Origin of the sequence: Microcystis sp. M179S2 (genome assembly GCF_020245805.1) — a bacterium.
Lineage (GTDB): Bacteria > Cyanobacteriota > Cyanobacteriia > Cyanobacteriales > Microcystaceae > Microcystis > Microcystis aeruginosa.
Genome location: NZ_JADBUE010000268.1, coordinates 1 through 14406, shown reverse-complemented (window position 1 = coordinate 14406; position 14406 = coordinate 1). Strand labels below are relative to the sequence as shown.

Annotated in this window: 13 protein-coding genes and 1 pseudogene; 5 read left to right on the top strand and 9 right to left on the bottom strand. The window is 43.5% G+C overall.

The window, feature by feature from the left end; translation table 11 throughout:
• Positions 1-156: 156 nt before the first annotated feature.
• Positions 157-1758: a 2-isopropylmalate synthase gene (locus tag IM500_RS16265; RefSeq protein WP_287738992.1), complete on the bottom strand. Its 1602-nt coding sequence runs from the start codon at positions 1756-1758 to the stop codon at positions 157-159.
• A gap of 176 nt (positions 1759-1934) precedes the next feature.
• Here IM500_RS16265 and IM500_RS16260 point away from each other — a divergent pair, with 176 nt between their 5' ends.
• Positions 1935-2270: a hypothetical protein gene (locus tag IM500_RS16260; protein ID WP_002783895.1), complete on the top strand. Its 336-nt coding sequence runs from the start codon at positions 1935-1937 to the stop codon at positions 2268-2270.
• A 266-nt stretch (positions 2271-2536) separates the two neighbouring features.
• Positions 2537-4096: an FAD-dependent oxidoreductase gene (locus IM500_RS16255; protein WP_190721629.1), complete on the top strand. Its 1560-nt coding sequence runs from the start codon at positions 2537-2539 to the stop codon at positions 4094-4096.
• A 15-nt stretch (positions 4097-4111) separates the two neighbouring features.
• Here the strand turns inward: IM500_RS16255 and IM500_RS16250 are convergent, their stop codons facing one another.
• Together IM500_RS16250 and IM500_RS16245 are read right to left on the bottom strand one after the other, a co-directional pair.
• On the bottom strand, positions 4112-5620 hold the full coding sequence (locus tag IM500_RS16250; RefSeq protein ID WP_190721631.1) for a helicase C-terminal domain-containing protein: 1509 nt from the start codon (positions 5618-5620) through the stop codon (positions 4112-4114).
• 223 nt (positions 5621-5843) lie between these two features.
• On the bottom strand, positions 5844-6845 hold the full coding sequence (locus IM500_RS16245) for a PEP-CTERM sorting domain-containing protein (protein ID WP_287738990.1): 1002 nt from the start codon (positions 6843-6845) through the stop codon (positions 5844-5846).
• Between the two features lie 1010 nt (positions 6846-7855).
• Between IM500_RS16245 and psb28 the strand changes: the two genes are divergently transcribed.
• Positions 7856-8194, top strand: coding sequence for a photosystem II reaction center protein Psb28 (psb28, locus tag IM500_RS16240; protein ID WP_002796202.1), 339 nt, complete (start codon positions 7856-7858; stop codon positions 8192-8194).
• Between the two features lie 83 nt (positions 8195-8277).
• On the opposite strand, the gene IM500_RS16235 is transcribed toward psb28, so the two are convergent.
• From IM500_RS16235 to IM500_RS16210, 6 genes are read right to left on the bottom strand one after another with little or no spacing between them, the layout of a single operon-like run.
• Positions 8278-8796 (bottom strand): FKBP-type peptidyl-prolyl cis-trans isomerase, encoded by a 519-nt coding sequence (locus IM500_RS16235; protein ID WP_147069643.1) that lies wholly within the window; start codon positions 8794-8796, stop codon positions 8278-8280.
• Positions 8797-8802: 6 nt separating this feature from the next.
• A complete protein-coding gene (locus IM500_RS16230; protein WP_002758682.1) occupies positions 8803-9126 on the bottom strand; it encodes a phasin family protein in 324 nt (107 codons plus the stop codon).
• A 14-nt stretch (positions 9127-9140) separates the two neighbouring features.
• The gene (locus IM500_RS16225) at positions 9141-10964 is read right to left on the bottom strand and encodes a phosphodiester glycosidase family protein (protein WP_287738987.1); all 1824 of its coding nucleotides are present in this window, start codon (positions 10962-10964) and stop codon (positions 9141-9143) included.
• Positions 10965-10974: 10 nt separating this feature from the next.
• A complete protein-coding gene (locus IM500_RS16220) occupies positions 10975-11475 on the bottom strand; it encodes a type II toxin-antitoxin system VapC family toxin (RefSeq protein ID WP_002803933.1) in 501 nt (166 codons plus the stop codon).
• Entirely contained in the window at positions 11460-13007 is a 1548-nt protein-coding gene (locus tag IM500_RS16215) for a bifunctional pantoate--beta-alanine ligase/(d)CMP kinase (RefSeq protein ID WP_287738986.1), read from the bottom strand. The genes IM500_RS16220 and IM500_RS16215 overlap by 16 nt, the downstream gene beginning before the upstream one ends.
• Positions 13008-13020: 13 nt before the next feature.
• A complete protein-coding gene (locus tag IM500_RS16210) occupies positions 13021-13203 on the bottom strand; it encodes a YciI family protein (protein ID WP_287738985.1) in 183 nt (60 codons plus the stop codon).
• A 237-nt stretch (positions 13204-13440) separates the two neighbouring features.
• Between IM500_RS16210 and IM500_RS24835 the strand changes: the two are divergent.
• Together IM500_RS24835 and IM500_RS16205 are read left to right on the top strand one after the other, a co-directional pair.
• A pseudogene (locus IM500_RS24835) lies at positions 13441-13575 on the top strand (DUF6883 domain-containing protein); the annotation flags it as partial.
• Positions 13576-13578: 3 nt separating this feature from the next.
• Positions 13579-13830, top strand: a complete 252-nt coding sequence (locus IM500_RS16205; protein ID WP_287738983.1) for a DUF4926 domain-containing protein — start codon at positions 13579-13581, stop codon at positions 13828-13830.
• Positions 13831-14406: the final 576 nt, after the last annotated feature.

The window sequence follows — 14406 nt, the reverse complement described above, 5'->3', positions numbered from 1 at the left end:
GTGGTCACTGCGTGCGCGTTGCGGGGGGAAGTGGGGAAGTGGGGAAGTGGGGTGGTGGGGTGGTCACTGCGTGCGCGTTGCGGGGGGAAGTGGGGTGGTGGGGAAGTGGGGGAATTTCAACTAAAACCCTAAAACCCTAACACCCTAAAACCCTATCTAGACTTGTACCATTTCTGGGTTTTTTTCCTTCTGCTGCAGTGCGACGTGGAGACGGTTTAAGGCACTGACGTAGGCGCGAGCGGAGGCGACAATAATATCGGTATCGGCCGCGTGAGCGGAGTAGGTGCGTCCTTCGTAACGGAGACGGATAGTCACTTCTCCTAAAGCATCGATTCCCTCGGTAACTTCTCGCACCGAGAAAGAAATTAATTCGTTAGGAATCTTCACCACTCGATCGATCGCTTTGCAGAGAGCATCCACCGGCCCTGTACCAATGGCCGCATCGGATAACTCGCTACCGTCGGGATTGCGAATCGTTACCGTGGCCGTGGGCCGGGCACTATTTCCACAGGACACTTGTACTAATTCGAGGCGGAAGTGATCGGGAACAGTATCGATTTCATCGTTAACAATCGCTTCCAGATCGCGATCGGTGATTTCCTTTTTGCGATCAGCCATTTCCTTAAACTGGATAAAAGCGTTATTAAGTTCCGTTTCCGAAAGTTCAAAACCCAATTCCTGTAAACGAGAGCGAAAAGCGTTGCGGCCGGAGAGTTTCCCGAGGACAATTTGATTATGAGTCAAACCGATCGATTCTGCATCCATAATCTCATAGGTGAGTTTATGTTTTAACACCCCGTCCTGATGGATTCCCGACTCGTGTGCGAAAGCGTTAGCACCGACGATCGCCTTATTCGGTTGCACGATCATGCCGGTAAGATTAGAAACTAGGCGAGAAGTGCGATAGATTTCCTTGGTGTTGATCTTGGTTAAAGGTTCCGTGGACTCTGCTGGACGACCAAGGAAAGGATTAAAATAGGAGCGCCGGACATGAAGGGCCATCACCAACTCTTCTAGGGAAGCATTACCGGCACGCTCACCGATGCCGTTAATGGTACATTCCAACTGTCGAGCGCCATTTTTAACTGCTTCGAGGAAATTAGCCACCGCTAACCCTAAATCGTCGTGACCATGGACGGAGATAATCGCTTGGTCGATATTGGGGACATTTTCCTTAATTCCCCGGATTAAAGCCCCAAATTCGCTGGGGGTGGTGTAACCGACGGTATCGGGAATGTTAACGGTGGTGGCTCCTGCGGCGATCGCTCTTTCGAGGACTTGATAGAGGAAGTCCGGATCGCTGCGGCCGGCATCTTCGGGGGAAAATTCCACATCATCAACGAAGGATTTGGCATAGGCCACCATTTCTGGCACAATCTCAAGAACTTCCTGACGAGTCTTCTTAAGTTTGTATTGGAGATGTATATCAGATGTGGCTAGGAAGGTGTGAATTCTGGGCTTGGCGGCGGGTCTGAGCGCATCGGCGGCAGATTTGATATCTTTTTGGGTAGTGCGGGCTAATCCGCAAATAATCGGGCTATCAGCTTCGCTGCCGACGCTGGCGGCAATTTTCTGCACAGCTTCAAAGTCCCCCGGACTAGCGTGGGGAAAACCCGCTTCAATGACATCAACTCCCAGTCGTGCCAGTGCGCGCGCTATGGTTAGCTTCTCATCCACATTTAAAGCGGCACCCGGGGACTGTTCCCCATCTCGAAGGGTGGTATCGAAGATAATCACACGGTCTGGACTGGTATTCATAGTTTTTTTGTACCGTTAACGAACTTGGGAGTTGTTCCTCTGATTATAGCAGCCGGGGCCGAGGGGGTTGTTAAGGAAAATTGCGCTGAGAATTTCTCGACTTGCTCGCGCTTTTCCTGCTTGCCCTTTTTTTGGCTACCATAGAGGATATGGATAAATTGGCGAGGGAGTTAACAATGTTTGGCAAACCAGCGAAAGAACCGAACCCACCGGAGGTAAAAGACCTACAGGAGGTGATGTTTTCGATTAAGCAAAATCTCGAACCAGATCAGGATAAAACTGATATTAATCTTGTGGAGACTCCCCCGCCAGAGGTGGTTACTGTAGTTGAAAATATTAGTAAAATTCTCTCTCCCTATTTTATCGTTTTGGTGGGTTTATTTCTCTATGATCGGAATAGTTTTATCGGTTTTTTGTTAGTCTTTACGGGAGTTTTAGCAATTTTCGGAGTTTCTCTCAAGGATATTAATAAACTCATTGAAGAAGGGAAAAAGTTTTTCCAATCTAAATAGGTTTCTCGTATAGAGCAGTTATCTTAATGGTGAGATGGCCAGTCTCTAATGTTAGGAAACGGCTAGAAGGGAGCTTTTTTAAGTGAGCAGTAAACAGTGAACTGATACTAAATCCAGTTATTAAAAACTGATTATTTATTCTCCCCTTTGCATGAGTGCCTCTTGCATGAGTGCCTGTCCTGATATGTAACCTATACTCAACGGATTTAGTATGATAACTGAAAACTCACATCTGATAACTGATAACTGATAACTGATATAAGATTATGTCTTTAGTTGCATCTTTACTTGATCGAGTATCTCCTCAGAGTTTACAACAATTGCGGGCCAGCGATCGAGCTTGGCAAGCTTTGCGCTTAGAAAATCCGGTTATTCCTGCGGTAATTAATCAAAGTCAAGAATCTTTAGGAGAGACGGATTTTGATCTAGTGATTGCGGGGGGAACTTTGGGAATTTTCATCGGGGCTGCTTTGCAAACTAGGGGCTGGCGTGTGGCATTATTAGAAAGAGGTATTCTGCGCGGTCGTGAGCAGGAGTGGAATATTTCACGTTTAGAATTAAGCAGTTTTTTAGAGTTAGATTTATTGACCGAAGCTGAATTAAATCAAGCGATAGCGACGGAATATAATCCTGGGAGGGTGGGATTTTATCAAGGTTATGAGCTTTGGGTCAGAGATATTTTAAATATCGGTGTTGATCCGGTTTATTTGCTAGAGACTTTAAAAACTAAGTTTTTAGAAGCGGGAGGAAAGTTATTAGAAAATTCGGGGTTTAGCGGGGCGATTATTCATCCAGATGGAGTAATGGTTAAAACGGGAGAAATGACTTTAAAAACCCGTTTATTAATCGATGCCATGGGTCATTTTTCAGCAATTGCAAAACAGGCAAGAAAAGGGGAAAAACCCGATGGAGTTTGTTTAGTGGTGGGTAGTTGCGGTCAGGGTTTTCCCAGTAATGAAACTGGTGATTTGATTTATTCTTTTACCCCAATCTTGCACCAATGTCAATACTTTTGGGAAGCATTTCCCGCTAGGGATGGTCGGACAACTTATTTATTTACCTATCTCGATACCCATCCCGATCGCTTTAGTTTAGAATTTTTGATGGAGGAGTATTTAAGATTACTGCCGGAGTATCAAAAGGTGGATTTAGAAGCGGTAAAATTTCAGCGTTTTCTAGCGGGTTTTTTCCCTGCCTATCGTCAAAGTCCTTTAAAGATGCCTTGGTCAAGAATTCTAGCAGTGGGAGATAGTAGCGGTAGTCAATCTCCGGTCAGTTTTGGTGGTTTTGGGGCAATGGTCAGACATTTAAAAAGGCTAACTTTTGCCATCGAGGAAGCTTTACAAATCGATGCTTTAAACCGAGAAGATTTAGCCCTTTTACAACCATATCAACCTAATATATCGGTAACGTGGCTATTTCAAAAAACCATGAGTGTCCAGATATATGCTAACCCTAATCCCAATCAAATTAATGACTTAATGAGTGGAGTTTTTCGGGTAATGGATAAGTTGGGAGATGAGGTCTTAAAACCATTTTTACAGGATGTGGTGCAGTTTTCTTCCCTCTCAAAAACTTTGCCTTTGGTTAATCCTCAATTAGTTTTACCGATGATTCCGCAAGTGGGTATCAGTCCTTTTATCGATTGGACGGGACATTATTTTAATTTAGCTTTGTATAGTGGTTTATATCCCTTGGCAGCCACCTTAAAACCTGTTTTAGAAAAGTTACCCGACAAGCAAAAATATCTTTACCATCGTTATTTAGACAGTTGGAAATATGGCTCTGGGGGAGATTTTATCAGTAAACTGATAACTGATAACTGATAACTGATAACTGATTTAATCTTTATCTTGAAAAAATTGTTGATCGAGATAATTAACTTTAGCATAGGGTTCTAAAGCGGAGAGAATTTGTCGGCCATAACTGCGGGCATTGACACGATTATCGAGGACAGCCACACAACCTTGACACTCCCGGAGAGACTGGACAGATTGCTGAATTTCCCTCACTGCTGTGGGTAAAAGATAGGCACGAAACCAGTCGAGATGTTGTCGTTTGTAGTAAGCAATTTTGCCAGCAACGAGAGGATTTTCGGGGGATGGTAAGGGTAAAGTAGCGATAATTAATAAACTGGGAGTCGGAAATTTTTCTTGATGGGTTTGCCAGAATTGCCAACCACAAACCAGAATAGTATTATTATTAATCTCAGTTTTTTCCACTTGCACTCGCGAACCGTAATCGGCTGCGATTTGGGTAGCAATTTGTGCCTTGAGGGGAACATCTTCAATCAGGATTACTATCGGTTGTTCACTGGTATGATTAGCGCTAACTAATTCCCGCACTTGCTTTAATAACATCGGTTGAAATTCGGGTGTGTTGGGGGCGCTGATGCGATCGGGTAGATATAAATGAATATATTCACTTTCGCGATCAGCTGCAAACTTTAGAGTTAAAATTTCTCCGATACCCTGATTTTGACGGTATAAATTAGCGGATTTTTCGCTATCTAAAAAACTGCCGATTAAAACAAAGGGTTGCTGCTGCCAAATCGGTTTGAAAAAACTAGCCACCTCCAAAGGGCTGATTTTTAGGGTAAATTCTTCTCGCTCTCGATCTACTGATGTCCAGAGGAGATAATTATGCTCGGGGATTTTTGCCGCTAAAAGTTGCCAAACAGAGTCAGTGGTTAAGTCTTGATGCACGCGTTGTAGCAGAGCAATTATATATTCTTTTTCCTTGGCATCAATAAGATAGCAATTATAGGGATTAATGGGATGACCAAGAATACTTTGGCTAAGTTGTGCTTTAATTAAGTCTATAAACTCTCTATGCTGGGGATATGCTGACTCTAAAGCGAACCATTGTTCGGGAGTAATGGTGACGGTGAGATAATCTACTAGACAAGTTTCTAAATCTTCGGCTCGATCGATTATCGTGGGGATATTCTGGGGAAAATGACCGAGATTGTCCAATTTATCCTCTAACCATTGTTGGGGTGTGGTGAGGAGTAAACCGGTAAAATTAGCTGGAAAGCGATCGCTTTTGAGGATGTCTCGCTGAGTTTGTAACCATGCTTGCAGATGGGGGATTTCCACTTCTAACAGTAGGTTTACTTCCGACTCTGGGGCAACAATCAGAACAGGTGTATCACCCAAAAGGGCTGGGGTGAGATAACTGAGACAATAACGGGTGAGAGTAGTTCCAGTTTGTATGAGAGAGGACCGTTTTAAGCGTAAGGCTCTAGCCACCAGTCGCCCCATAGTGAGATGATGAGACCAATAAAAGCGCCCTTGTTCCCGTAAAAAAGCGCGTAGGGAAGAATGAACCGCTGCTTCTAATAAAACCATCTCATCTCAGTTATTGGTTATCAGTGATCGATCATAGCCTTGATTTTGCCACTGATTGCACTCCGAGAGTCCTGAAGGGGTGATTTATACCATTTTTCAAAAGTAATAGCAGAGATGGTTAATTGCCCTCACCCCCAACCCCTATCCCAGAAAGGGAGAGGGGAGTAGGAGGCAAGAGGCACTCTTGCCTCATCTCCACAAGCAATTTAAATTCGCGGGCAGCTTAGGATTTTTTACCAAGGCGAGATATTAAGGCTCCGATGGCACCGATACCGAAAATACCCAGTGTCATCGATGGCTCGGGGACGGGAGTGGGACTGATGGTGATAAACATTCCAAAAACGTTATCATCATCGGTTGGGTTCTTTGTTGTTAAGCGAAGGAAGGTATCTCCAGGTAAGATAAAAGGAGCGGGATTAGCGCTATTGCCAAGAGCGAGGTTGTAGTATTCGTCATCTGGATTAGTGTCCATAGGTTCAGTGGTTGGGGCGACATTGGCAGGATTATCACCTATTCCCCCAACAGTTATTAAGTTTCCATTGTCTGAGAGTTCACCAGTAGTGCGGTCATCCGCCCCTCCTGCACTTGTGGTCAATCGTCGATTAATGGTCGAATTAGTGGTTACATCAATCTGGGTGAATTGCCCACTCGGTTGACGGCTGTAACTAGAGGCGAGTGAAACCAGAAAATCTCCCCCAGTGTAAGGACTGGCAAAATCAAACTGGATCGTGTCTCCTCCGGTGGACAGTTCTCCGTCTAAGATAACCGAGGTAAAACCTTGGGTAGAAGGATTGCTGTAGGCAACAACAAGAACCTCACCATCGTTATCGCCATTCTCAAGGATACTAAAGTCTTGTAATCCTCCCGTAAAAGAAGAAGTGATGATACTGGTGACATCCCAACGGGCGGTGGTAGCTGGGTTTTGATCGGGACCAAGAATAGTTGCTGAACCCACGGAAAGTGTCGTCCCATGAAAAATTACGTCGTAAACTGGACTGCTATCCCAGACGGAAGTGGCATAGAGATAAGCCCTCTGAATAGTAGAACCTGTGGGTATATTGGCTTGAATAACTCCGTTGTTAGAGAGGCTTCCGAAGCCGTCAATAGAAAGGGCAGCGTCGGGAATGACTTCTCGTACCAGCAAAGTAGCGGAAGCAGGGGCAATGTTTAGGCAAAGTCCAACAGTAATCCCCAGGGGGAGCAATGAATAAGTCAGTTTTTTCATGATGAGCAACTGGCAACAACTTTCAGATTATAGCGTTTATCATGAAGATGGAGTGTGGCGGTATTTGTCATCATCTCTGGACGATCAGATAATATTCCGACGTTCCGCCGTTCCGTCGTTCTCTAAAACCAGAAACTTCGTATCTCACTGTTAAGATAACTACTAATAGACTGCATATCTATTGATAATTTGCCCAAGTCAAATTTTTCAAAAGTAATGGCAGAGATGGTTAATTATGCTCACAACCCAAAATTTCTCCCAGAACGCCGTTTTTGGGCGTTTTTGAAATAGGGTAAGCGTTTCCAGCTTAGGTTCTTGTTTACTTACGATAGACATAGCGTGCTAACAGATTTAAAAAACATTGGCTGTAAAAGATTACTTTTGCAATTAGCTTTGACAAATCTCAACCTAGTCTAGATCAGAAGCGGGAAGCAATGGCAACAATTTAATTTAGTCTGACTATGAGCATACAGCCTTTATACAAAGACTTGTGTGATTTGACGCAGTAAAAGAAGTATTTAAGGACACAAGTAAGCTAAAACACGCGTAATTAGTCAGCGCAATAAAAAGTTTTAATTGAGAAGGGACAGAACCCTGACAGGGGCTGTATTATAGAGGGCATGGAAATTAACGACCGACTAGAACGCCGGAACTATTCCATCAAATTAGTTACCTCCAGAGAAGCAACTTGAGCCACTTGGCACACTTTTGTCTTTTTGTCAAATTTTGTGTTAAGAAAGATGTGACACCGAATCCGTTTTTAATAGTGTGATTAACTCCCAAGTTATGGATTGTTTTTCCCTGCTCCCCGCTCCCTGCTCCCCACTCCCCACTCTCCTATACCTTTTAAATAGGATTTAGTATGACTAATGGATAGGCCTGCTACGAATAAGGAAAAATGATATTGGTATTGATATTTTGAGCTTATGCTGTCCCATCTGCTTTTTACTTGCGACTTGGTGTGAGATGATCTAGAAATGTGTATTTCATGACAAGGATAAAGAAAAGTAATGGCAGAAATTCAGTTTTCCAAGGGGTTAAAAGAACCTGTTGTTCCCGATATCCGCTTAAGTCGCACTAAAACGGGAGAGAAGGGATCGGCAGAATTTTATTTTAAGCAACCGACTATCCTGGGAGATCAACAAACCGAGGAAATCACGGGGATGTATCTCATCGATGAGGAAGGGGAAATCGTCACCACGAAAGTAAAAGGCAAATTTATCAACGGTAAACCCATGGCGATCGAAGCTACGGTTATTTTCAATTCTCCCGCAGAGTGGGATCGTTTTATGCGTTTTATGGAGCGTTACGGTAGCGAAAACGGTCTAGAATTTACTAAATCTTCCTGATTTGGCCCTTAGCTCTCGGCAATTCGTCAAAAAACCCGCATTCGGGATCGATGCGGGTAGAGGTGAAAAATCAGAGGAAAAACCTATTTAACTGCCAACAATTCCACATCGAAAAGTAAAGTCGCGTTGGCAGGAATCACCCCACCGGCACCCCGCGCACCATAACCCAATTCTGGGGGGATAATTAAGGTACGCTGCCCACCGACTTTCATCGATGCGACTCCTTCATCCCATCCTTTGATCACTTGACCAACTCCAATGGTAAAGGTAAAAGGTTGATTGCGATCCTTGGAACTATCGAATTTTTTGCCGTCTGTCAGGGTTCCCGTGTAGTGAACAGTCACTTTTTGACCTTTTTGAGGACTTTCTCCAGTTCCTTCCACGATATCTATGTATTTTAGTCCCGAATCGGTGGTGACTGCTTGATCTAAATCCATGGAGATGATTTCCTTATTAATAGTTTGAGTGATAGCGGGTGGAGCGATTTCTGCGGCGATCGCATTGGTTTTTTCCCCTCCACCAAAGAGGGAAGCAACGATTAAAAATAAGCCACAAACCGCAATAATAGCAAAACTGAGCAAGATTTCGCGCATTGATTTCATAGTTCCCTAACGCCAGAGTTTATTCTCTAAGTCTCTCACCTGCCGTTCTAATCTATCAATCCTTCCCCGCAGTTCATCCATTTCCGATTGTCGGGGAACCCCTAAATCCTGCAAGATATTGCGGATATAGCGTTCTAAGTTATTCTCGAAGCTCCCTTGTTCAGACTTCATCTGTGTCATCAGATCATCGACAAAGTTTTTAGCCTGATCGGAATTGATTTTACCGTCTTTTACTAATTCGTCGCTCACTTCTTTGATCTTTTCTGCCACCATGGAAGTGGTGCCAATACCCATCAGCAGCAATTGTTTAATCCAGTCGCTATTATCCATTGTTTTCACCCCCTTCAAGGAGACGGTGATAAAAATATTCCTATTCCATTATGGACTTTTGCGGCGGTAACAGCAGAGCGATCGAGCAGATAACCCGCCAAGGCTATCCCGGTGGAACTACCCCCATCTAGGTTTAAACCGTCCTTTGCCGACATTAACAGCAAAATTCGGGCTAATTCGCCTAAAGTTGCCCCCCGTCCCCCGACGCGATTATGGATAGCCACTAACAAAATTTTTCCTTCTCGGCTGACTGCGATCGCACTGCGGGAAGCTTGTTGATTTTGGAATGCAGGACTAAATTTTTCGGCATTTCCATCCAAAACTATGCGCCCATTCTGCAATAATAGGGGGCCAGCACCTAAAATCTGGGGATAATCAGCAAAATCTCTCGGTAGGGTGACGCTATCGAGGTTGACTCTTTCACCAATATTTAAACTAATATCTGTCTTTCGGCAGATGACTAAATAGCCGTTTTCCGGTATGGCGATACTGTCCTGTGGCAAAAGATTATTTAATTTCTCCGTCACGCGATCGCCTTGAACGACTAACCCGGTTTCGCGCTCGGTGAGGGGATGATAATTACTCCCCCAATCGCGAGTATAACGACTGCAGCCGGCTGTCAGGAAAGCACTATTTAACTGGGTTAGGGGAAAACGTTGTCCGGTGGCAGTAATCAGGGTTTCCTCTAAACTCAGGCGATCGATCCTGATTTTACCACGATTATCCCATGCGATCGCCCCTCGGTTTAAAATTGGTCCGGATAACCATTTGCCATCCACACGAATTGCCCCCAAAGGTAACTGATTATTACGATTAAAAAAGCCGCCATTAATCATCGCTACCGCGTTACTTTCGCTATTAATCGTGATCAGGGGATTAGTGCCGCGCATTGAGGTGGAATTAGCGGTAATTGGTTTAATAGTTATCTGAGGATTTCTGGGATCGATTTCTAACCAAGTCACGGGAAACCAATCTTGATCTAACTGGATATATTTTTGATTCCAGATTAACCCTGGTTGCCAAACAATGCGCTTTTCATCCATAGCATCGGGACGAGAATCAATGATAATTCGGGGAGGATTATCCACACTGCTGATCTGTAATCCGTAGGCAGTGGGAAGGTTAATTTTTAAACGACTGATCACCCCATTATTTTCTAAGGAAGTGATCTGAGTAGGTAAGTTATTATTAGAGTTACCTAGATCATCTTCATCGTTATTTTGATTACTGTTGCTGATAGTTTGGGGTTGAAACCTAGAGATAAGGGATTGCTGGGCATTTCCTTCTAGGGTAATCACTGCTTGATTTTTTGCCTGACTGACTTGCCAAAAGGTCGGGCGATCGAGTTGAATAATAATCCTTTGTACTGCTCCATAATTTTCTAGCTGAATATCTTGCATCTGGGGAGCAGCAAAGTTAATAGTTAAACTATCGCCATTAATAGTGGTTGTTGCCCCCATTTTTAGTAAAATATCTGTAACGTCTAGCCAGCGATCGGAATCGATTAAATTAGCCGATAAAGTTTGTAAATTAAACCAGCTTATCGGTTGCTTTTTTGGATCATTTGTGCTAAGAAAATCCATGCCAAATAATTGTCTTGCTCCCGTGTCACCCATGGCGATTCTGGTACTATTTGCTGCTGTCCACTGTCGCCAAGAAACGGGCAAAGAACGACCATTAAGAATAATTTTTTTTCCCTGTTGCTGGTTTGATAAATCCCTAGCAGCTAAAGTTATTGGTGATCTGTGATCGGCTAAAGATATAGCTGGACTGCCGATAATTATCAAGGAAGTTACCGTTAAACAGATAGATGATAAATTCAGATAATTTAACTTCATAAATATCTCCCTAAATCACCTTGTTTAAGGGGAAATTTGAGGATTTATATCCTTGGCAAGAGAGGCTAGAAGGGACTATATTTTTTTGATCGATAACCTCTAATAATTCTTCAGGTGTTACTACCATCGGTTTAGAGTTATATAGATAACTAGAGGCTTTTTTAAGTTTTTGATCATAGGTAACTAAATAATCACAATTAGCGGCACTACTTAAAATTAAAACATCATTCGAGTGTACCAAAATATTGCGAATATCTCTAGCATTTTGCCAATATTGATCAAGTTTTACTAAATCAAAATCCAAGATAGTCACCTTTTCTTGAATCCGATCGACTATTTCAGGATGATTACGAACTTCTGCCAAAAATAATAACTCTTGTAAAACGATCGCATTAATAGCAAGACAAACGCGATCGAGTATTTCTCGATCAAATAAATGCACACTGGCAAGATCTCCTCGTAGATAAGAAATCAAAACATCAGTATCTAAAAAAACTAGAGGCTTCTCCATTGATTTTCTTCTCCTTGATGATAAAGAGCAATGATTTTTTCCGTGACTTCTGTAATAGTGAGATGATCGGTATTAACTTCGATCGCATCTGTGGCTTTTCGCAGGGGTGCTAGGGAGCGATTACTATCCAAATAATCCCTTTTTTCAATCTCTTGGGTTAATTCTGCGAGACTAATACCCCCATTTCCCTGCGCTTCTAAGTCTTTTAATCTCCTTCTGGCTCTTTCTTCGGGTGTCGCTGTCAAGAAAATCTTTAATTCCGCTTCTGGGAAAACATTAGTACCAATATCCCGACCTTCCACAACTATTCCCCCCGATATTCCCATCTGTCTTTGCAGGGTGACTAACTGCTGTCTCACCGCTTTTTGAGCGGCAATTCTGGACACTTGCGAGGTAATTGCGGGAGAGCGAATCTCTAAAGTCACATCCTGCCCATTAATCTTCACTATAGTCACATTTTCGGGACTATCGGCCGGGATTATTTCTATCTTCGCTAAAGATAATAACTCGGCGATGGCCGCTTCTGCGGACAAATCCAGACCGGAATTCACCACCAACCATGTCACCGCGCGATACATCGCACCGGTATCGAGATAGGTTAACCCCAATTTTTCCGCTACTAAGCGCGTTACCGTCGATTTTCCCGCTCCAGCAGGTCCATCAATAGCGATAACTGCCCGACGTTGACGCAAGATAATATTATCAATTAAACGGGTTTGACCGATCAATCCTGCGATCGCTAATAAGCCCCCTGTCTCGATCTGCTCGATCGGTTGTAAACTCTGGGGATGGACTAAATCCAGATACTGAGGGCGAAATTCTGGCACTCTGTCGAGATTTTTTTGCACAATAGCCAGTAGTTTTTCCCTTTGTCTTTCCCCTAAACGAAAACTTTCGAGGGCTAATTGCAAACTTTGGGCGATAATTGTCGCTTTTTCCCTTTCTGTGGCCGATAGATACTGATTGCGAGAACTAACTGCTAATCCCGATGTTTCTCGCACTGTAGCACAAGCGCGAATCTCGATCGCTAAATTTAAATCCCTGACTAATTGCCGGATAATCGCTAACTGTTGGGCATCCTTTTCGCCAAAATAGGCGATCGTCGGTGCAATAATATTAAACAACCGCGTGACAATTGTGGCTACTCCCTGAAAATGCCCCGGACGAAAAGCACCACATAACCCGCTAGTCAGAGAAATCGGGGGAACAACTGCGGTTATCTCCTCAGAATTACCAATTCCTAAAGTTTCCGCACTGGGAGCAAAAATAGCAGCAACCCCCAAGGATTCACACAATTGGCGATCGCTGTCAAGGCTGCGGGGATAGCGAGAAAAATCCTCTGTGGGGGCAAATTGTAGAGGATTAACAAAAATACTGACCACAGTTACCTCCGCTTCCGTCACTGCGCGTCGAATTAGACTAGCATGACCTTTATGGAGAGCGCCCATGGTTGGCACGAGGGCAATACTGCGATCATGGCGATAATCAGCCAAAAAAGTGCGTAAACCGGGGATTGTTGTGAATATTTGCACAGGGTTCACTCCTTTAATAGCCTATTCCACTACTATTCGCCAGGGGATGCTGCCCGATGATCGATTCGGCTGCTTCCGGGGAATCGGCTTTAAATAATAACATCCCATCGCCTCTTTCTAGCCAATAACTCGTTTTTGTCTCCCGTCCTGTCTCGGTTAACCGCTGCATATATGCTTGTTTGACAAACCGGGGCATAATTTTTTTCAGGACAATGACCGGTAAGCAACCCGACAATTATATAGATTAATGGCAAAAAAGACTTGACAAAATCCCTCGATTTGACCTATACTTTTTATTATAATGGGAATCCGTGCCGAAATATATATAAGCCTTTTTAGTCCGGACTATTTAAAAAAAAACTTTCTGCAATTACAACCCCAAAAAAACCTTGAAACAATATCAATTAATACACTTGATCGGTGAATCGAATAGGGAACCTTCGATCGAGTCGAGGGGGAATTAATCAGCAGTAATCAAGTTCCCCTATCCGTTGTCACGATTTGGCTAAAACGAAACCTAGATCATCAATTTCAATTTATCACCCTCAAACCCCGAAAGGAAAAATAAACCATGGCGCAACTATACGAAGAAGTGACCCTAGCCCGCGACGTTCCCGAATACAATCTTAAGCAGGGTGATTCGGCGATTCTTGTCGATATAGTTGCCCATCCGAAGGGGGGTGAGGAAGGATATGTTTTAGAACTATTCAACGAAGTAGAAGAATCGGTTAACGTCGTCATTGTCCCGAAATCGGCGATTCAAGAAGGGGAAAAAGAAGGTTCTTCGTTACTTGGTATGGTTCGATATAGGGGCATAAATTGACTAAATCCTGATCTGGCAAGAGACTTAATTGATTAGTTCGTTCTAGAGCGAAAACAATTGACAAAAATCGCAGCAATGTCTGTCTCTATCGGGGTTTCATTCCTTATAACCCCCTCCACTGCATAACACAAATAGATTAATGCTAAAAAAGACTTGACAAAATCCCTCGATTTGACCTATACTTTCTAGTATAATGGGAATCCGTGCCGAAATATATATAAGCCTTTTTAGTTCCGATAATTAAGTGGTTCTGATTAAATAGAAGATAGATTTTGTCTTTGATCCCCTTGCCCCCTAGGGTTGATTCAAGGTAGGGTTGATTCATGAATCAACCCTACCTTGAGGGGGTTTGGTCCCCCCTGCCCCCCTTGATAAGGGGGGTTTGATCCCCCCTGCCCCCCTTGATAAGGGGGGTGTTTGACAGTTAACACCTACCTACTTAATAAACCATCACCGGGTAAATAGCCAGAGATAGAAATTATGAAGGAAAGCACCGTCCCCACCATTAATCTCGCTCCTAAACTCAGACGCGATTTATCTTTATGGAATCCCTTTGATTATCTTTTGCTGTTGTAC